Raw genomic sequence first — 19,189 nt, forward strand, 5'->3', positions numbered from 1 at the left:
ATCTTTTGGCTATTCGTATCTCAGTCCCCTTCGAAGACCGGGCGTTCCTTGGCGACGAAAGCGTTGTAGGCGCGTTCAAAATCGCCCGTTTGCATGCAGATCGCCTGTGCTTGCGCCTCGGCTTCGATCGCTTGTTCGATGGACATCGCCCATTCTTGGGCCAGCATCGTCTTGGTCATCATATGCGCGAAATTCGGGCCGGCTTGGATTTTCTGCGCCAGTTTAAGCGCCTCATCTTCCAGCGTCTCACCTGTCACCAGCCGGTTGTAGAAACCCCAGCGTTCCCCTTCTTCGGCAGACATGGCGCGCCCGGTGTAGAGCAGTTCGGCCGCCCGTGTCTGGCCGATGATGCGCGGCAGGATCGCGCAGGCGCCCATGTCGCAGCCCGCAAGGCCTACGCGGGTGAACAAAAAGGCGGTCTTGGCCTCTGCCGTTGCCAGCCGCAGGTCCGAGGCCATGGCGATGATCGCGCCCGCGCCCACGCAGACACCATCGACGGCGGTAATGACCGGCTTGCCACAGTTCACGATGGCCTTGACCAAATCGCCGGTCATACGGGTGAAACGCAGCAGTTCCTTCATGTTCATGCGGGTCAAAGGACCAATGATATCATGCACATCTCCGCCAGAGCTAAAGTTACCGCCATTGGAGCCGAAGATCACCACATCGACATCATCGGCATAGACCAGATCGCGGAACCAGTCGCGCAGCTCGGCGTAGCTGTCGAAGGTCAGCGGGTTCTTGCGGTCAGGCCGGTCAAGCCGCACGGTGGCGATCCGGTCTTTGATTTCACATTGGAAATGCGTCACATCACTGCGCATTGGCTTTTTCCTTTTCTTCCGTTTGGGCGGCGAAAGCCTGCAGGCGGGCCGCCATGGCGCGGGCTTCCTCGGAGGAGATTCCGCGCAGTTTTTCGTTGATCCAGTCTTCATGCGCCTGCGCTTGGCGGGCGAATTGCGCCGTGCCCGCGGGGGTCAAGCGCAGCATCATCGCGCGGCGGTCGCCGGGGACCGGGATGCGTTCGACCAGCCCCTCCTCGCTCAGACGATCGGCGATGCCGGTGACATTGCCGTTGGACACGCGCAGCACGCCCGAAAGCTGGCTCATCTTCAGCCCTTCGGGATGGCGCGAGAGGGCCGACATTACGTCGAACCGCGGCAGCGTCGTGTTATGCTCGCGCCGCAGCGTATCGCGCAATTCCTGCTCCAACCCGCGCACGACTTTCAGCAGCCGCAGCCAGAGGCGCACGCGATCCTTGGCCACGTCGCTCATACTTCGCCCCCCGATAGCGCCAGCGCGTGGCCGTTGACCGAAGCCGCGGCGTCCGACAGCAGGTAGAGCACGGCACCTGCGACCTCGGAGGTTTCGACAAAGCGGTTCTGCGGGCTTGCGCGTTTCAGCAAGGCGCGGGCCTCCTCGGCGCTTTTGCCGGTGGTGGCGGTAATATTCTCGACCGAGCGTTCCAAGAGCGGCGTGTCGATGAAGCCCGGGCATATTGCGTTCACCGTGATGCCCGTGCGCGCCAGTTCCAACGCCAGCGCGCGGGTCAGACCGACGACCCCATGTTTCGCCGCGACATAGCCCGCAACGTAAGGATAGCCCTTGAGCCCCGCGGTGGAGGCCACGGCGATCAAACGCCCCTGCCCGGCGTCTTTCATCTCCGACAGCGCGGCCTGCCAGACGTTAAAGACGCCGGTGACGTTCACCGCCATCATGTCAGTCATGTCCTGCGCGTTGATCTTGTGGAAAGGTGCGGAATGCGCCGCCCCCGCATTGGCGATGACGCCGGTGATCGGGCCATTCTCGGCGCGGGCGGCGGCGAAGGCCGCTTGTACGGCATCCGCATCGGTCACGTCGCAGGTCTGAAACGGCAGGCCCTGCTCGCGCAGGGGTGCTTCGCGGCGGCCCATGATCGTGACCTTGGCGCCGGTCCCGGCCACCGTATGGGCGATTTCGGCCCCTACGCCGGTGCCGCCGCCGGTGATGACGATATGGCTCATACTTTCTCCATCTCCGCCGCGCGGTCTGCCAGACGCCATGCCTGATCGCGGCCCGGGCCGTAAGGCAGCGGCCAAGCGGCGTGGCGGTCGCCGATGGCGGCGGCGGCGTGCAAGGTCCAATAGGGATCGGCCAGATGTGGCCGGGCAAGGCAGACCAGATCGGCACGCCCCGCCATCAGGATCGAGTTGACGTGGTCGGCCTCATAGATGTTGCCCACGGCCATGGTCTTGATGCCCCCATCGTTGCGGATGCGGTCGCTGAACGGGGTCTGGAACATGCGCCCATAGACGGGCTTGGCCTGTTTCGAGGTCTGGCCTGCCGAGACGTCGATGATGTCGGCCCCCGCGTCGCTGAACATACGGGCGATTTCAACGGCTTCGTCGGGGGTCACGCCGTCTTCTTCGACCCAATCGTTGGCCGAGATGCGCACCGCCATCGGCTTGCCCCCGGGCCAAGCGTCGCGCATCGCTTTGAAGACCTCAAGCGGGTAGCGCATGCGGTTTTCAAGACTGCCGCCATAGGCATCCTCGCGCTGGTTCGACAGCGGCGAGATGAAGGACGAGATCAAGTAGCCGTGCGCGGCATGCAGTTCGACCATGTCGAAGTTGGCCCGCTCGGCCATGCGGGTGGCTGCGACGAATTCGTCGCGGATCGCGTCCATGTCTGCGCGTGTCGCCGCTTTGGGCAGGGCATTGTTTTCCGACCACGGGATCGCGGAAGCCGAGATGATGTCCCAGTTGCCCGCCTTGAGCGGCGCGTCCATCTCTTCCCAACCCAGTTGGGTGGAGCCCTTGCGGCCCGAGTGGCCAATCTGGCAGCAAATCTTCGCCTCGGTTTCGGCATGAACGAAATCGGTCAGGCGCATCCACGCGGCCTCGTGCTCGGGTGCATAAAGGCCCGGACAGCCCGGCGTGATGCGGCCCTCGGGCGAGACGCAGGTCATCTCGGTATAGACCAGCCCCGCGCCGCCCTTGGCGCGTTCGGCGTAATGCACGAAATGCCAGTCGGTCGGGCAGCCATCGACGGCCTTGTACTGCGCCATCGGCGAGACGACGATGCGGTTTTCAAGCTTCATGTCACGCAGTTGAAACGGCGCGAACATCGGCGCGCGGACGGGGCCATTGCTGTCGGCACCCGCTTGGTCGAGGAACCATTTCTCGGCTCCTTCCAGCCACTTGGGGTCACGCTCGCGCAGGTTTTCGTGGCTGATCCGCTGGCTGCGGGTCAGCATGGAATAGTTCAACTGCACCGGGTCCAGATCGAGGTAACGCTCAACATCCTCAAACCATTCGACCGAGTTGCGCGCCGCCGATTGCAGACGCAGCACTTCAAGGCGGCGGGCTTCTTCGTATTTCTCGAACGCCGTGGTCAGGTCTTTGTCGTCGCTGACATGTTTCGCCAGCGAGATCGCAGATTCCAGCGCCAGTTTCGTCCCCGACCCGATCGAGAAATGCGCCGTGGCCGAGGCATCGCCCAGAAGCACGACATTCTCGTGGCTCCACTTTTCGCAAAGCACGCGGGGGAACTTGATCCAAGCCGAGCCGCGGATGTGGCTGGCGTTGGTCATCAGTTTGTGGCCGTCGAGGTGGTCCTTGAAGATCTCTTCGCAGATCGCGATGGTCTCTTCTTGGGTCTTTTCGCCAAATCCATAGGCGTCAAAGGTGTCTTGGCTACATTCGACGATGAAAGTCGCCGTGTCTTTGTCGAACTGATAGGCGTGGACCCAGATCCAGCCTTTGTCTGTCTTTTCAAAGATGAAGGTAAAAGCGTTGTCGAATTTCTGATGCGTGCCGAGCCAGACGAAGGGGCAGCGGCGCACGTCGATGTCTGGTTTAAAGGTTTCTTCGAATTCCATCCGGGTTCTGGAGTTCAGACCGTCGGAGGCGACCACCAGATCGTAGTCATCCATGTATTCGGAGGCATCCTTGACCTCGGTCTCGAACTGCAGGTTCACGCCCAACGCGCGCGCCCGCTCTTGCAAGATCAGCAGCAGCCGCTTGCGCCCAATACCGCAGAAACCATGGCCGGTACTGTGGATCACGTTGCCCTTGTGGTGCAGGGCGATATCGTCCCAATAGGCGAAATGGCTGCGGATTTCGCGTGCCGAGACGGGGTCGTTAACCTCAAGATTATCCAGCGTTTCATCCGACAGCACAACGCCCCAGCCGAAGGTATCATCGGCGCGGTTGCGTTCCAGCACCGTCACATCGGCCTCGGGCTGGCGCAGTTTCAGCGAAATCGCGAAGTACAGCCCCGCAGGACCGCCGCCAAGACAGATTGCACGCATCGAAATTCCCCTCTGGTTCGCTTTGGAACGGAGCCTAGGCTGAGTCGCTTTTTCGTTCAAGGATAAATATTTTAGGCTTGAAGTAATCGGGCAGTCTCACGGCTGACAGGGCATCGGACGCATTGAACCCGCAGCCCACAGGGCCTATGCCAGACGGAAATTCACGAAGAGAGGCGGTGCGATGACCGATGTAAGCAAAGCAGACTGGCTGGCGGTTGAGGTCCAAGACGCGCGGTTGCAGATCTGGGCGATGCAGGGCGGATCGGCGCTTGAGACCGCCACGGCGGAGTGCGACCCGGCGGGCCTGACCAGCGCCTCGGCCTTTGACGCCGCGCTCAAGACACTCACTGCGCCGTGGCAATTGCCGCGTTTGCGGGTCTTCGTGGCGGGCCTGCCCGCAGGCTGGACCGCCGCCGCGCCCCGCATGGTGCCCTGCACCGCCACTGCCGAAGGTGCGACGCCTCTCCCCACGGATAACTTCGACCTTCAGGTCATCCCCGCCCTGCGGCAGCAAAGCCCCAGCGGGCTGCTACGAGGGGCCGAGACACGGATCGCGGGCTTTCTGAGCCTCAACAAAGACTGGGACGGGGTGATCTGCTTGCCAGGCGCGACTTCGGTCTGGGCGCAGATCAGCGCGGGCGAAGTGGTGAGCTTTCAGACTTTCCTGACCGGGGAATTGCTGGACCTTTTGGGCGACGGCACCCCAGCCGAGGGCACGGCGCTGGACGACACGGCCTTTGACGACGCGCTCAGCGATGGGCTGTCGCGGCCCGAGCGGCTGGCGGGGCGTTTGGCCTCCATCCGGGCTGATCTGGCTTTGAAGGATATCCCGCCGCCCACGGCAGAGGCGCGGTTAGCTGGAACGCTGATCGGCGCGGAACTTGCGGCGGCGCGGGCCTATTGGCTGGGGCAAACGCTGGCGGTGATCGGCACGGGCGGCGCGGCGCAGCTTTACCTGCGGGCTCTGACCCAGCAGGGCGCCCCGGCGACAGAGGCCGAGGGCAGCCGCATGGCGCTGGCCGGAATTTGCGCGGTGCGGCGGGCAGTAAAGGGGGGCTAACCCCCTGCTCGTCAGTCTTTCTTTGGCCCGTCAGTCTTTTTCTGCATGTCCAGATTAACAAGGTCTTCGAGCATATCCAGCAGGTCTTCCATTCGCTGCTTGCCGAAACGGGCTTCGAAATCCGAAAACAGCGCGGCGGCGTCGCCCGCGTGGTCTTGCAGCACCTGCTGGCCCTGATCGGTGATCGTGACGATAGATTTGCGCCCGTCGTCGGGATCACTGGCACGGCTCAGCAAACCTTCTTGCTCCATCGCGCGCAGCATGCGGGTCAGGCTCGGCAGCAGCAGACAGGCTTGCTGCGCCAGCGCTGTCTGCTCCATCGGGCCGGATTCCTCGACCACGCGCAGAACGCGAAACTTCTGTTCCGAGATGCCGCTTTCGTTCAGGATTTCCCGGATCGGCCCCATCACCCTTTCCCGCGCGCGCAAAAGCGCAATCGGAAGGGAGCGGGCAGTGCGGCGCAGGGGGGGCATTGTGGCCATTCTTGACGGTTTCCTGATCGCTACTTACCAAGTCAAAGAGCGCCCAAAAGGGCGTGACGATCACCATAACCGCTGCTGCATCATTCTTGAAGAGGCCAAGCCGCGCGGAACAACAGTGAGACAATACAACAACATGGGGCACAGATCACGTATGACAACCAAGATTATAGGCCAACGGAGCCGCGGATGAACTGGGAGGATTTCCGCCAGTGGGGCCGCCGTGCGGCCGATTGGGCCGCAGACTACCACGCGGGCCTGCGCAATGAACCCGTCCGCGCACAGGTCGCCCCCGGTGCCGTGCTCTCTGCCCTGCCCGACGCCCCGCCCGAAGGGGCCGAGGCGATGCAGGCGATTTTCGACGATTTCGAACAAACCATCCTGCCCGGCATGACCCATTGGCAGCACCCCCGTTTTTTTGCCTATTTTCCGGCCAACGCGGCACCCGTTTCGGTGCTGGCGGAATATTTCGTCTCGGCCATCGCGGCACAGTGCATGCTCTGGCAGACCTCTCCGGCGGCGACCGAGTTGGAAACCCGCGTCTGCGACTGGATGCGCCAAGCGATCGGCCTGCCTGATGGGTTCACCGGCGTGATCCAAGACAGCGCCAGTTCCGCCACGCTTTGCGCCGTGCTGACGATGCGTGAGCGGGCATTGGATTGGCAGGGCAACAAGGCAGGTCTGTCGGGCCAGCCGCGCCTGCGGGTCTATTGCTCGGCAGAGGTACACACCTCGGTCGACCGCGCCATTTGGATTGCGGGGCTGGGCGAAGAGAACCTTGTGCGCATCCCTACCCACGGCCCAACCCGCGCGATGGATGCCGATGCCTTGCGCGCCGCCATCGCCGCCGACCGCGCGGCGGGGCATCAGCCCGCGGGCATCATCGCCTGCACCGGCGGCACCAGCGCGGGGGCCAGCGATGATATCGCCGCCGTGATGGATGTGGCCGAGGCCGAGGGGCTTTATACCCATGTTGATGCCGCTTGGGCCGGATCGGCGATGATCTGCCCTGAGTTCCGCGGCCTCTGGGCCGGGGTCGAGCGGGCCGATTCCGTGGTCATGAACCCGCATAAATGGCTCGGCGCGCAGTTTGATTGCACCACACATTTTCTGCGCAATCCCGACGATTTGGTCAGGACTTTGGCGATCCAGCCGGAATACCTGAAAACCCACGGCGCGGATGGGATCGTGAACTATTCCGAATGGTCGGTCCCACTGGGCCGCCGTTTTCGCGCCCTGAAACTATGGTTTCTGATCCGCGCCCATGGGCTGGAAGGGCTGCGCGAAATGATCCGAAACCATGTGATATGGGCACAGGATTTGGCCGCGCGGCTGGAGGCGACTGAGGGTTTTGAGGTCGTGACCCAGCCGATGCTCTCGCTCTTCACCTTCCGCCACCTCGCGACCGCAGACCTTGATGCGCATAACCAAGACCTGCTCAATCGCATCAACGACGATGGCCGCATTTACTTGACCCAGACCCGCATCGACGGGGCTTTGGTGATCCGCTTTCAGGCAGGTGCCTTCACCGCCACGGCCGAGGATGTGGCCATGGCCTATGATGTGATCACCGAATTGGCCGCCGCTGGCACTTAAGGCGCGATCAGGCTGACGCCCGGCATGGCGCGGATGACTTCGACATCCGCGTCATAAAGCGCCGTCATCCGCTCGACCAATTCCTCGGTCCAGCCGGGCATGTCGAGTTCTTCTTCGATCTCTTCTTCCAGCGCGTATTTATCGAGAAACGCCGTGATCACACGCCGTTTCTGCGCCTCGGACATCTCTGGATGGGTGTCGAGATAGCTGCGGAACCGTCGCATCCCTTCTTCGGACATGATGGCGTGCAACAGATCAAAGCCGCCTTTGATCTTTGTCTCCGGCTCCAATCCGGCCATCTCGCGGATGATCTGCGCCCAGATCAGCGGCGTGTCTTCGTTACACCAGACCGTGATCGGAATGCCCGGCGCCGCTTCGCGCAATTGGGCAATCGTCTCAGACCAGCGCAGGTCTTCCGGCCCCCGCTCCCCCCAGAAGGCCGCCGAAGTCTTGTCGGCCGCTTTGTCATAGAGCACCGGCACCAGCGACGCGGGGTTTCGGATCGCCATAAAGATGCGAATCTCGTCCTCGGGGAACAGCTGCGCCATGCGTAACATCCGAACGGCGGCCGCGGGATAGAGCACCCCCTCTTGCAACGCCGTGGCCGGCGAGCGAAAGAAATTCGCATCCGACAGGATCACTCGGCTGGCTGCGTCCTCATCGAGAATCGCATCAAGCAGAACATCCCGCGCCACCTCAGAAGGCTCTGCCTTGTGCATCGCATTGAGCGTATCGCGAAACAGATTGCGATAGGTGCTGGGCCCGGGCACTTTGACGCCGGTTTTGGCAAAATCATCCTGATTGCGCAGCAGGCATTTCAGCAGCCGCTCGTCTTCCGTGAAATGAACACCTGTGTGCAAAACGAGTTGCATGATACTCCGCTCAACCTTGAAAATCTTGGCGATGAATAGCCCGTCCCGCGCCGCGTGTAAAATCCGAAAGAAACTCTCATTTCCCCTCTTGCACCCCCCGCGCCATTTCTCTAAATGAGCCCTCAGTGCCCCTATAGCTCAGCTGGTAGAGCAACTGATTTGTAATCAGTAGGTCCGCGGTTCGAGTCCGTGTGGGGGCACCATTTTTCCCGCCAGATGATACACTTATCCTCACGCTGATCCGATACCTGCCGCCCGCGGTTTACGGATGCCTGTGCGCATTGCCCAGCCCCCAAGGCCCCGCGATCACACCAGTTTCGGCGAACGCGGGGCCGTGGCGCTTACCCCATCAGTTTGGAACTATAGCTGCCCGGCGATGCCGGAAAGACCACGGTTTTATTCCCGTTCAGAAAGACCCGGTGATGGGCATGAGCGTGGATCGCCCGCGCCAGGACGCTGGCCTCAACGTCACGGCCCAGCGACACATAGTCAGAGGCGCTTTGCGCATGGGTGACCCGCACGGTGTCCTGTTCGATAATCGGTCCTTCGTCCAAATCGGCGGTGACGTAATGCGACGTGGCACCGATCAATTTCACGCCCCGCTCATAGGCCTGTTTATAGGGGTTCGCCCCCTTGAAAGACGGCAGGAAAGAGTGGTGGATGTTGATGATCCGGCCCGACATTTTCTGACACATTGCATCCGACAGGATCTGCATGTAACGCGCCAGCACGACCAGTTCCGCGCCGGTATCCTCTACCACCTCCATGATCCGCGCCTCTGCCTGCGGCTTGTTGTCCTTGGTTACCTTGATGCAGTGAAACGGAATGTCATGGTTCGCCACCACCTTTTGATAGTCCATGTGGTTCGAAATCACGGCGACGATCTCAATCGGGAGGGCTCCGATCCGCACCCGGTAGAGCAGATCGTTCAGGCAATGGCCAAAGCGAGAGACCATGACCACGACCTTCATCGTGGTGTCTTGGTCGTGGAAATCATAGGTCATGCCAAAGGGTTCTGCGACCGCATCAAACCCGTCGCGCAGGCTCTCAAGCGTGGCCCCGGTTTCCGCCTCTGCGCTGATGCGCATGAAAAACTGGCCGTTCTCCGTGTCGTCGAACTGCGCGCTGTCGGTGATATTGCACCCGGTTTCGGCGATGTAATTGGCGATGGCGGCGACGATCCCCCGTTTCGAGGGGCAAGTCACGGTCAGGCAGAACTGGGTCATGGGGTGGTCCTTTGGGCGGTTGTACGTGGCGGCACGGGGCCTGTTTTGCTTACGCAACGGATTGCAGGCTCCACGCGGGAAGGCAAGCGATAGCGGGCTCACGGCGCCGCCAAAGCGGCCCATACCAAATGGTGAGCATCTGTTATCGCTTGAAATCTACGCGGCGGCCTTAAATTTGCCCATAGTGGACCCTGTCTGCGGACCATCAAAGGAGCGCCCGAAATGAACGCCAAACCCCAGCCGATGTCCCCTGATGAGGCCTTGAGCCTTTTCGCCACCACCCGCAGCCGGACGCAGGCTTTGGCAGCGCCGCTTTGTCCCGAAGACATGATGCTGCAAAGCATGGAGGATGCCTCTCCGGTGAAATGGCATCTGGCCCATACGACGTGGTTCTTTGAGGAGTTCATCATCAAACCCCGGGTCGCTGACTATCGCTCGCCCGATGACCGTTTCGCGGTGCTGTTCAACTCCTACTATGTGCAGGCTGGACCGCGTCACGCGCGTGACAAACGCGGATTGGTCTCGCGCCCCGATGGCGCTGCGGTGCGGGCCTATCGCGATCATGTGGAGAACAGCCTGAACGATCTTATGAACGCCAGCCGCGACGATACCGATGAGATCGCTCAACTGGTTGAACTGGGCTGCCACCATGAGATGCAGCATCAAGAGCTGTTGATCACCGACCTGCTTCACGGGCTGAGTTTTAACCCTTTGCTGCCCACCTACAAAGACCCCGAGCCGCTGGCGGTCACCGACGAAATGCCACTCAACTTCAGCCGCCACAGGGGCGGTCTTGTTGAGATTGGCCATGAGGGGGGCGGCTTTGCCTATGATTGCGAAGGGCCGCGCCACAGGGTCTGGCTCGACCCCTTTGAGATTGCCGACCGTCCGGTGACCAACCGCGAATGGATCGCTTTCATGGAGGACGGCGGGTACAGCGACGCGCGGCTATGGCTGATGGAAGGCCATGCCGTAGCGCAGCGCGAAGCATGGGCGCATCCGCTCTACTGGTGGCAGCAGGATGGCACATGGTGGACCTTTTCCCTGCGCGGGCCGCAGCCTGTCGCGCTTGATGCGCCGGTGGTCCACGTCAGCTATTATGAGGCCGAAGCCTTTGCCCGTTGGGCCGGGGGCCGTTTGCCCACCGAAGCCGAGCATGAAGTTGCCTTTCGCGATGTGCCGATCAAGGGCAACCTGATGGGCGATGCCGATGCGATCGGTGCCCTACGCCCCCTGCCCGGCAAGGGCATTTGGGGCGATGTCTGGGAGTGGACCGCCTCTGACTTTGCACCCTACCCCGGTTTCCGCCCGCCTGAGGGTGCTTTGGGCGAATACAATGGCAAGTTCATGGTCAACCAGCGCGTTTTGCGCGGCGGATCGTGCGCCACGCCAAAGCAACAGTTGCGCCCGAGCTACCGGACGTTTTTCTATCCGCATCAACGCTGGCAGATGATGGGTCTGCGGTTGGCGCGCGACGCGGATTAAGGCCTGAGCGGAGTAAGGCCCCGGCGGGAAAAGCCCCGGCGGGAAAGACCGGGCGGAAAAGGCCGAAACGCCGGGGCATCGCGGCGCCCCGGCATGAGCCTTGCCGCTGGGCCCGCGGCCTATTGAATGCCAACCCTGAACTGCACTGCCCCGGTCTCACCCGGCAACATCTGCCCGGTGCAGTTCCACTCGATCGCCCCGGCATAGCCTGCCAGGTTGCTTGCTGGCCGCACCAAATCACAACTGAGGTTGGGTGAGACCTGTTGCGGATCGACGATGGATTCCGACAGCTCCGTATAGGGTGGGGTCATGTCGTAAATCTTGACGTTCGATGCCTGGGTGGTCGCATTGTTGCGCAGGTATATTCGGTAAAGCAGGATATCATTCACACCGCCAAGGTTGATGGTCCCTTCACCGGTGCCTTGGGTCTCATTCTCCACCGTTTTGCGCAGCTCGATCTGGGTCGATTGCCCCCCGACCAAGACTTCGTCGGTGTTGCTGGCCGAACTGGTCACCGTGGTGCGCGCAAAGGCCGTGGCCGCCAGCACCTGATAGACATAGGTACTGCCCTGCCCAGCGCCAGACCCGGCAGAAACCCGCGAGACGATACAGACGGTTTGCCCCGTCGTGACCGCGATGGGACCGGTGATCGGCCCATCGACACTGTCGTCACAGCCGATGTCTTGGAAAAGTGCCGCGCTGAACGCGCCGGTTGGGGTCGAGGTGGCACCGGCGTAGGAGAAGGTCACCTGCCCTTCGGAGGTTGCGGTATAGATATGCGGCAGGGTCGCGACCTGCCCCTGAGCGACCGTCGTGGTTTGGTCGTTGGTCAGGCTGGGCAGTTGCAACAGGCCGATATCCAGTCCCATGCGATTGCCGAAAGCCTCAGGGGTGAAAGTAAATTCACCGTCATGGGGGTTGGCGTTCACCAGGTCGGGCAGACCTGCCGCGGCTTCGGAAATCGCGCGGTAGTTATTGGCCGGGATCGCACGGATCGTGATCGGACCGCTATAGGCGCCGGAGAGCCCATAGCTCCACGTGCCATCCGTCGCCAGCCCGGGGGTGGCCAGCACCGCGCCGCCACTGTCGAGGATCTCCAACACCGCCGAAGACGCCCCTTCTTCGCTGCCATTGCGCAGCGCGTCATGCGCGGTGCCGCCGCCCGCCCCATTGTCGATGAAGACACGGCCCGTCAGGATCCGCTCACCTGTCACAAGGTTCACGGAATAGGACGCTTCGTCGTCATCGGGCAGCTGGTCGAACAGGTCATCGGTCAACGGCCCCGTATTGGGATCGCTGTCGGGATCGGGCAGCGAGCTATAGATGATCTCGGCCTGGTTGGTGAAATCACCGCTGCCAAGCACCGTGGTGGTGATGGTCAGGGTCTCGCTCGCCCCGCTGAGCAGTTCATCCACGAACCACAACCCGGTATCGGACTCATAGGTATCCCCGGTCGCGGGCGCATCGTCCGAGACATAGGCAAAGCCGCTTGGTATTTGGTCAATCACCTTGACGCCCGAGGGCGAGCCGCCGCTGACATTGGTGATCGTAATGATCCAATCAATCGTGTCCCCTTCCGAGACATTTGTGATCGGCGTCGTCGTCCCGGTCGCGGCGGCGATTTTGCTGAGTTCAAGATCACTGCCCGCCGGATCGAACCCGAAGTCTTGGTCACTGGTCACGCTATTGCCGGAAACCGGGACGCCAATCAGCGGGTTAGAGGTGCCGATGGTCAGCCCCGAGGGCAGATCAGGGTCCGCCTCATCCAGCGCGACGCGGTAGGTCGTGTTCACCATCAGGTCACCCACCGCATAGGTGCCATCGGCCAAGGTATCCGTTGTGACAAGAAAGATATCATCGGCGGTATTGGCCGGGGTGCCATTGTCGGCAAAGACCGAGATGCCCACGCCCGCCCCGAAATTGGTCTCCCCATTGTCCTTCACGTCCGATGCATCCGCGTCCTCATAGATGTTGCCCGAAATGCCCCCCAGCGGGATCGGTGCTGGCCCCCGGCAGGAGATGCCATCACTGCGCCCGCCTTCGTCAAAGGGAATGCCGGAAACCAGCTGCGGCACACCCGTCGCTGTCGAAATCACGAAAAGGTTGTTGGTGGTGTTGGAATAGCCATATAGCATACCATCGCGGTCAAACCACAGCGCATCGAACATGCCCGCATAGACGGCGGGACCAATCGCCTGCGGTGTCACGCTCCCCGGTGTGCCGTTGTTGACCGCCGCGCGGAACAAAAAGCCTGAGTTCCTGTCGATCCCATACATGATGCCATCAACGGGATTAAAGGCAAGGTCTTCCGCATTGACTCCGATGGTGAGTGCGATGTCACCCAATACAATCGGTGCGGCAGGGTTGGTCAGATCAACGATCTGCCATGTATTTGGGTCAACTTCGTAGATCAGTCGCCCATTGGGTAGAATATCCCCGGCGTTCAGCGCATCGTCCGCGCCGGGGATGTTGCCGAAATCCGTGATGTCGCCAGCCCCATCAATCCGGTAGAGCCTGCGGGTGTTCTGCTCCACGCCATAGATATAGCCATCCAGCGCGTTGTAGCCCCAAGCGCCATCGCGGTTCTGCCCGGTGCTGCCAGAAGCCTCAACCGTCGTGGCGTAGCTGCCGCCGCTATCGCGGAAGGTCATACGCACCAGTGTAGAAGGTCTGTCGACGATGGCATAGAGCGAGGCATCGCAGACCAGCGGTGGCGGATCGCTGGAGATAGTCAGCGTGTAGTCTTCCACCTCCCCTTCGAAAGCAGTGGCAAGGCCGGTGCTGTCCGTCGACCAGCGAAAACGGGCGTAGGTGGGCAATGTGGTCGCCCCTGCGGGCACCGCCAACTCGAAAAGGATTGTCCCATTGGTCAGACCATCCTTATCCAGAAGACCGCCGTCTTGCAGGTTCAGCGCGACCTGCTCTCCGGCTTGGTTAAAGGTGCCGTCGCCATCAAAATCGATGAAGGCTTGAAGATAAGAAGACCCCGGCGCTCCGGCCAGATCGCTGACCGCCACTGTGATCTCGGCCAACCCGCCGCGATAGAACTGTGGCAAGGTCACCCCGTCTTCGTCATCCGACCCATCGGTATCGTCGCCCGTGGCCCCGATGGAGTTCTGCGCCAAAAGATCGATATCGGGCGCTGTGCTGCCCAGATAGACCTCCGGCGCGCCGGGGCCTTCGATGATATGCTGCGGATCGCCATAGCTGGCAGGGGCATCGCCGCGGTCGGCGTCGGGCGGTGTTCTGATGGTAATGCCATAGTCTTCGACTTCCCCATCGGGGGCGGGGGTGATCGCGTCCAGCCCAGGCGTTGAGGACCAGCGCAGTCGGACGAAAGTCGGGGTCAGCACCGCCGTGACCGGCACGCTGACGGGGAATGAAATTTCACCATTCACCAGCCCATCGAGATCCTGCGCCCCGCCGTCTTGGATATCGGTCGCGACCTGATCGCCAAGAAAGAGGCCATCGCCGCCGAAATCGACAAAGGCCTGCAAATATCCGGTGCCGGGCGTGGGCTCGTTCACCACCACGGTTACGGTGCGGGTCAGATCGCCGTAGAGCTGGGGAAAGCTCTCTTCGTCCTCGTCATCCTTGCCGTCGAGGTCATCGCCCGTGCCATCGACGGAATGCTGTGCCGACCCGTCGCCATCACCGTTGAGCACGCCGATCCAGTATTGCGCGGTATCCGCGTGCTGCGGATCGCCATAGGTGACCGGCGCATCGCCCCGGTCGGGGCCGGAGCCTGCGTAGATCGTCGTGGGGTCATCGCGCCCCTCGCCTGGCCCGTTGGACGCGACACCATCCCCGTCGCCGGGATTTTCGGAATCCGACAGGTCCGAGACAACCGTCCCGCCCGGCGTCTCGGCAGTGACCTCCGCTTGGTTGCTGATCGTGGTGTCCAAATCTTCGGGCACCAATGTGTAGGTCGCCGTATAGACGGCCTTTTCGCCAACCAAGAGCGTGCCTTCGGGCGACAGCGATGTCGCGGCCTGAAAGGTGATCACGGGCGGCACGCCTTTGCCGCTGAACTGCGTTTCGGCAAGCTGCACATTGGTCAGATCGACATTGCCAAAGTTCTCAGCGGTAAAGACATAGGCGATCGTCTCTCCCGGGTCGGCATAGCCGTTCAGGTTGGCATCGACCAATTGCGCAAGTTTCAGCAGACCGACAGAGCCCACATCGATCGAGACCTGCGCCGGGGCCGAATAGGCCCGCGGCTCATTGGGCAGGATGATGGGCGATTGATAGCGGTAGCCGATCGGCGTCGGCGCGGCAAAAAAGGCCACGAAGGGGGTAAAGGTCAACTCTCCGGTCAGATCATCATAGCTCCACGTGCCCTCTCCCAAGACATCGAAACCCACCCGATGGCCTTCGGAATCGGTCACGATATTCTGCGCCCCGGCGGGCGGGATCAGATCGATGGCCTGTTTGGAATATTCGCTGGGCTGCCCGGAATTATTGGCGGGCGCATTGTTATTTTCGGTCGCGACGCTGTCATTGAACAGGATGTTCACCACCACAGGCTCGCTCAGCACCTGCTCTTTCACGTCGTCCTGCAGAACCGGTGCTTTGAAGTCACCACATTTCAGGTCATAGGTCTGCGCTTCGTCATAGGTTGGATTAGCAAGCCGGACGAGGAAGCCGTTGTTGGCGGTCCGGCCAAAGCGAAAGGTCGAGGTCTGCGGGTAGAAGATTTCCAAACCCGATACCGGCTGGTTGCTATAATTGCGATCCCCAGCGAGATAGAACACCTCTGTCCCGAGGTTCGCGTCCGGCCCTTCGATATAGCCGCGATAGGTGGTCGCACTGCGGTCAATCCGAACATATTCGACCGTCCCGTCGCAAATATTTACATAGACCTGCTCATTCAGCGGCCCATCAATGTCATTGATCTGAAAGAAGACATCCGCCACCACCGGCACGCCGCCCGTGTTGGTCGAGATGTTATGGGTGCCTGCCTCATAGATGAAGAAATCCATGAAATGCGGATCTTGCCCGGTCGAGGTGATCTGGATCTGTCCATTGCCAGTGGCGAAAACATGATCCCGACCCGTAAAGATCATCTCACCAACAATATCGACCGTCACCCCGCCAACCGTGCCCGCGTTGCGCCACAAGGCCCGCTCACCAATGCCCGCCCCGACCACAGTGGGGGCGGCGACAGGATTTAGGATCAACTGCTGGGCCACGGCGACCTTGGTCAGCAAGGCGAACGGAAGCAGGGAAAAGAGCGCCTTCGAGATCACCCGCAGCCCTGTCTCCCGCCCGCCCCAAGCGGAGAGAGAGCGCAAACCCTGCGCCACGAACAAGCCGAGAAAATGAAAATAAAAATGCATATCTTTGCTCACAATCTTTTAAAGCAGCCTAGCAATGAACCTTTAAAACAGCTTAGCGACGAAGCGGGTTGGGAGGACTTACGCAGAAAGGTATTAAGATATGCTTCCGGTCAGACAGGTGGCAGAAGACTAGGCGCCGATACTACCTTCGCATATACCGCTACGCCTTAGCCGCTCCCCAAAACGGCCCCAGCCCCTGCCCCGCTTCGGCCTGCTGTTAACCGTGATTCGCCTCCCCCTCGGCCCCTTGCTCATTTTTTCAAAATCCCCCCTTGACCCTCCAGCGACTGGAAGCCCCATATTCGGCATATGACGGATAGAGGACGTGAAATGGGCAAAGCAGATACACTCACTTTTGGCGTGCAAAACATGAGTTGCGCGTCTTGTGTCGGACGTGTGGAGAAAGCGCTGAACGCGCTGGATGGGCTGCACGAGGCACGGGTGAACCTAGCGGCAGAGAATGTGCGGGTGACGACAGAACCGGGTTTTGACGCGGCAAAGATAGATGCGGCTCTGGCGCAGGCGGGCTACCCCCCGCGCAAGACCACCCACCGCCTGCGGCTATCTAACATGAGCTGCGCCTCATGCGTGGGCCGTGTGGAACGGGCGCTTTTGGCGGTGCCTGGTGTGATCTCGGCCTCGGTGAACCTTGCCAGCGAAGAGGCGCAAGTCGAGACCTTGGAGGATGCCGATTTGTTGCCCGCCCTGCGTGAAGCGGCGGCGCAGGCGGGTTATCCCGCGAGCATCGACGCGCCGGACGCCGGCAGCCCCGACGCGGCCGCGCGCAAAGCAGCGGAGGCCAACCATCTCAAACGAATGACTCTCTTGGCGGCTGCGCTCACCCTGCCGGTCTTCGTGCTGGAGATGGGCGGCCATCTGATCCCCGCATTTCACTCCTGGATCGCCGCAAACATCGGAATGGAAACAAGCTGGTTCATCCAATTCATCCTCACCACCCTCGTGCTGGCGTGGCCGGGGCGGCATTTCTATAGCAATGGCCTGCGCGCTCTGGCGAAAGCCGCGCCGGACATGAACTCTCTCGTGGCACTTGGATCGGGCGCGGCATGGCTTTTCTCGGTCACCGCGCTCTTTGCGCCGGGGGCCCTGCCCGAGGGCAGCCGCGTGGTCTATTTCGAAGCAGCCGCCGTGATCGTGACGCTGATCTTGCTGGGCCGCTACCTTGAGGCACGCGCCAAGGGGCAAACCGGGGCCGCGATTACCAAGCTTATGGGCCTGCGCGCCAGCAGCGCAAGGGTCGAGCGGGATGGCACAGTCGTTGAGTTGCCGTTGGACAAGATCGTCGCGGGCGACATCATCTACCTCCGCCCGGGCGAGAAGATCGCCACCGATGGCATCGTCGTCGACGGGCAATCCTATGTCGACGAAAGCATGATCACCGGCGAGCCTGTGCCGGTGGAAAAGGCCAAAGGAACGGAGGTTGTCGGCGGCACGGTCAACGGCACCGGCAGCCTGACCTACCGCGCCACCAAAGTGGGCGGTGACACTGTATTAGCGCAGATCATCCGCATGGTCGAAGAGGCCCAAGGCGCAAAGCTGCCCATTCAGGACTTAGTCAACCGCATCACCCTGTGGTTCGTCCCGGTGGTGATCGCCGTGGCGCTGGTGACCTTTGGGGTCTGGCTCGCCTTTGGCCCATCGCTCAGCCACGCATTAGTGGCGGCAGTGGCCGTGCTGATCATCGCCTGCCCCTGCGCCATGGGTCTGGCCACGCCGACCTCGATCATGGTCGGCACCGGGCGCGCGGCGCAACTGGGCGTGCTCTTCCGGCAGGGCGATGCTTTGCAAAGCCTGCAAGGCGTCAAGACCGTGGCGCTGGACAAGACCGGCACGCTGACCAAGGGCACGCCCGAACTGACCGATCTGGTGATGATGAACGACCTGCCCGAGGCTGAGTTACTGCCCCTGATCGGCGCGGTCGAGGCGCGCTCGGAACATCCCATCGCCCAAGCCATCCTGCGGCGTGCAGAAGCTGCGGGCCCAGTACCGAGCGAGGTCAGCGATTTCCAATCCCACACTGGTTTTGGCGTCAGCGCGACGGTCATGGGCCGCCGGGTCACATTGGGTGCGGACCGCCTTATGACCCGCGACGGGATCGATCTGGGCGACACCGGGCGGATCGCGGCGGAATTGGCAAAGGCCGGGAAAACCCCGCTCTACGCCGCGCTAGACGGTCAGCTGGCGGCGGTGATCGCCGTGGCCGACCCGATCAAACCCGGCACGCCGGAAGCCATCGCGCGGCTGCATGACCTCAATCTCAACGTGGCGATGATCACTGGCGACAACCGGGTCACGGCAGACGCCATCGCGGCGCAACTGGGCATCGATTGGGTCATCGCCGAAGTGCTGCCAGACGGCAAAGTGGCCGCCATCGACAAGCTCAGAGAGGGCGACAACCGCATCGCTTTCGTGGGCGACGGCATCAATGACGCCCCCGCCCTCGCCCAGGCCGATGTCGGGCTCGCCATCGGCACCGGCACCGATGTGGCGATCGAAGCCGCAGATGTGGTGCTGATGTCCGGGGACCTGCGCGGCGTGGTCAATGCCATCGACGTGAGCCAGCGCAGCATGGCGAATATCCGACAGAACCTCTTTTGGGCCTTTGGCTACAACGTGCTGCTGATCCCGGTCGCCGCGGGTGCATTCTATCCGCTGACCGGCTGGCTTCTGTCGCCCGCTCTGGCCGCCGGAGCGATGGCCCTGTCGAGCGTTTTTGTCCTCAGCAATGCCCTGCGCCTGCGCTGGATTGCCGCCCCCTTGGCAGAAAACGCAACCCCCTCACACGGCCCCCGGGCCACCGCCCCCGTGGCCGCAGAATAGGAGCGC

The 19,189-nt window shown here is 61.8% G+C and carries 12 protein-coding genes and 1 tRNA gene; 5 read left to right on the plus strand and 8 right to left on the minus strand.

What is annotated here, in order from left to right; translation table 11 throughout:
- Window positions 1–20: 20 nt before the first annotated feature.
- The 4 genes from R1T45_RS15475 to R1T45_RS15490 are packed head-to-tail and all read right to left on the minus strand — an operon-like array spanning window position 21 to window position 4,288.
- Window positions 21–821: an enoyl-CoA hydratase family protein gene (locus tag R1T45_RS15475; protein WP_317389517.1), complete on the minus strand. Its 801-nt coding sequence runs from the start codon at window positions 819–821 to the stop codon at window positions 21–23.
- Entirely contained in the window at window positions 811–1,272 is a 462-nt protein-coding gene (locus tag R1T45_RS15480) for a MarR family winged helix-turn-helix transcriptional regulator (RefSeq protein ID WP_067627975.1), read from the minus strand. The genes R1T45_RS15475 and R1T45_RS15480 overlap by 11 nt, the downstream gene beginning before the upstream one ends.
- The gene (locus R1T45_RS15485; RefSeq protein WP_317389518.1) at window positions 1,269–2,000 is read right to left on the minus strand and encodes an SDR family NAD(P)-dependent oxidoreductase; all 732 of its coding nucleotides are present in this window, start codon (window positions 1,998–2,000) and stop codon (window positions 1,269–1,271) included. The genes R1T45_RS15480 and R1T45_RS15485 overlap by 4 nt, the downstream gene beginning before the upstream one ends.
- Entirely contained in the window at window positions 1,997–4,288 is a 2,292-nt protein-coding gene (locus R1T45_RS15490; RefSeq protein ID WP_132443590.1) for a bifunctional salicylyl-CoA 5-hydroxylase/oxidoreductase, read from the minus strand. Before R1T45_RS15490 ends, R1T45_RS15485 begins: the two co-directional genes overlap by 4 nt.
- Window positions 4,289–4,469: 181 nt before the next feature.
- On the opposite strand from R1T45_RS15490, the gene R1T45_RS15495 reads away from it, so the two are divergent.
- The gene (locus tag R1T45_RS15495) at window positions 4,470–5,348 is read left to right on the plus strand and encodes a 2-dehydro-3-deoxygalactonokinase (RefSeq protein WP_317389519.1); all 879 of its coding nucleotides are present in this window, start codon (window positions 4,470–4,472) and stop codon (window positions 5,346–5,348) included.
- A gap of 11 nt (window positions 5,349–5,359) precedes the next feature.
- Here the strand turns inward: R1T45_RS15495 and hpaR are convergent, their stop codons facing one another.
- Entirely contained in the window at window positions 5,360–5,830 is a 471-nt protein-coding gene (hpaR, locus tag R1T45_RS15500) for a homoprotocatechuate degradation operon regulator HpaR (RefSeq protein WP_236627358.1), read from the minus strand.
- A 186-nt stretch (window positions 5,831–6,016) separates the two neighbouring features.
- Here hpaR and R1T45_RS15505 point away from each other — a divergent pair, with 186 nt between their 5' ends.
- Window positions 6,017–7,423, plus strand: coding sequence for a pyridoxal phosphate-dependent decarboxylase family protein (locus R1T45_RS15505; RefSeq protein WP_317389520.1), 1,407 nt, complete (start codon window positions 6,017–6,019; stop codon window positions 7,421–7,423).
- On the opposite strand, the gene R1T45_RS15510 is transcribed toward R1T45_RS15505, so the two are convergent.
- A complete protein-coding gene (locus R1T45_RS15510; RefSeq protein WP_317389521.1) occupies window positions 7,420–8,295 on the minus strand; it encodes a hypothetical protein in 876 nt (291 codons plus the stop codon). The two genes, R1T45_RS15505 and R1T45_RS15510, sit on opposite strands and share 4 nt — an antisense overlap.
- A gap of 127 nt (window positions 8,296–8,422) precedes the next feature.
- On the opposite strand from R1T45_RS15510, the gene R1T45_RS15515 reads away from it, so the two are divergent.
- Window positions 8,423–8,498 (plus strand) — tRNA-Thr (locus tag R1T45_RS15515).
- Between the two features lie 138 nt (window positions 8,499–8,636).
- Here the strand turns inward: R1T45_RS15515 and purU are convergent.
- Window positions 8,637–9,521, minus strand: coding sequence for a formyltetrahydrofolate deformylase (gene purU / locus R1T45_RS15520; protein ID WP_317389522.1), 885 nt, complete (start codon window positions 9,519–9,521; stop codon window positions 8,637–8,639).
- 222 nt (window positions 9,522–9,743) lie between these two features.
- Between purU and egtB the strand changes: the two genes are divergently transcribed.
- The gene (gene egtB / locus R1T45_RS15525; protein ID WP_317389523.1) at window positions 9,744–11,006 is read left to right on the plus strand and encodes an ergothioneine biosynthesis protein EgtB; all 1,263 of its coding nucleotides are present in this window, start codon (window positions 9,744–9,746) and stop codon (window positions 11,004–11,006) included.
- Between the two features lie 119 nt (window positions 11,007–11,125).
- Here egtB and R1T45_RS15530 read toward each other — a convergent pair whose 3' ends face one another.
- Window positions 11,126–16,345, minus strand: coding sequence for a DUF6923 family protein (locus R1T45_RS15530; RefSeq protein WP_317389524.1), 5,220 nt, complete (start codon window positions 16,343–16,345; stop codon window positions 11,126–11,128).
- 330 nt (window positions 16,346–16,675) lie between these two features.
- On the opposite strand from R1T45_RS15530, the gene R1T45_RS15535 reads away from it, so the two are divergent.
- Entirely contained in the window at window positions 16,676–19,183 is a 2,508-nt protein-coding gene (locus R1T45_RS15535; RefSeq protein WP_317389525.1) for a heavy metal translocating P-type ATPase, read from the plus strand.
- Window positions 19,184–19,189: the final 6 nt, after the last annotated feature.

Source organism: Sulfitobacter sp. LC.270.F.C4 (genome assembly GCF_032922545.1).
Taxonomy (GTDB): domain Bacteria; phylum Pseudomonadota; class Alphaproteobacteria; order Rhodobacterales; family Rhodobacteraceae; genus Sulfitobacter; species Sulfitobacter profundi.

What these genes read in the sequence shown, in the direction of transcription:
- R1T45_RS15510 (WP_317389521.1), bottom strand. Translation starts at nt 8,295, where the DNA reads ATGCAACTCGTTTTGCACACAGGTGTTCATTTCACGGAAGACGAGCGG.
- R1T45_RS15480 (WP_067627975.1), bottom strand. Translation starts at nt 1,272, where the DNA reads ATGAGCGACGTGGCCAAGGATCGCGTGCGCCTCTGGCTGCGGCTGCTG.
- egtB (WP_317389523.1), top strand. Translation starts at nt 9,744, where the DNA reads ATGAACGCCAAACCCCAGCCGATGTCCCCTGATGAGGCCTTGAGCCTT.
- R1T45_RS15530 (WP_317389524.1), bottom strand. Translation starts at nt 16,345, where the DNA reads ATGCATTTTTATTTTCATTTTCTCGGCTTGTTCGTGGCGCAGGGTTTG.
- hpaR (WP_236627358.1), bottom strand. Translation starts at nt 5,830, where the DNA reads ATGGCCACAATGCCCCCCCTGCGCCGCACTGCCCGCTCCCTTCCGATT.
- R1T45_RS15490 (WP_132443590.1), bottom strand. Translation starts at nt 4,288, where the DNA reads ATGCGTGCAATCTGTCTTGGCGGCGGTCCTGCGGGGCTGTACTTCGCG.
- R1T45_RS15535 (WP_317389525.1), top strand. Translation starts at nt 16,676, where the DNA reads ATGGGCAAAGCAGATACACTCACTTTTGGCGTGCAAAACATGAGTTGC.
- R1T45_RS15505 (WP_317389520.1), top strand. Translation starts at nt 6,017, where the DNA reads ATGAACTGGGAGGATTTCCGCCAGTGGGGCCGCCGTGCGGCCGATTGG.
- R1T45_RS15475 (WP_317389517.1), bottom strand. Translation starts at nt 821, where the DNA reads ATGCGCAGTGATGTGACGCATTTCCAATGTGAAATCAAAGACCGGATC.
- purU (WP_317389522.1), bottom strand. Translation starts at nt 9,521, where the DNA reads ATGACCCAGTTCTGCCTGACCGTGACTTGCCCCTCGAAACGGGGGATC.
- R1T45_RS15485 (WP_317389518.1), bottom strand. Translation starts at nt 2,000, where the DNA reads ATGAGCCATATCGTCATCACCGGCGGCGGCACCGGCGTAGGGGCCGAA.
- R1T45_RS15495 (WP_317389519.1), top strand. Translation starts at nt 4,470, where the DNA reads ATGACCGATGTAAGCAAAGCAGACTGGCTGGCGGTTGAGGTCCAAGAC.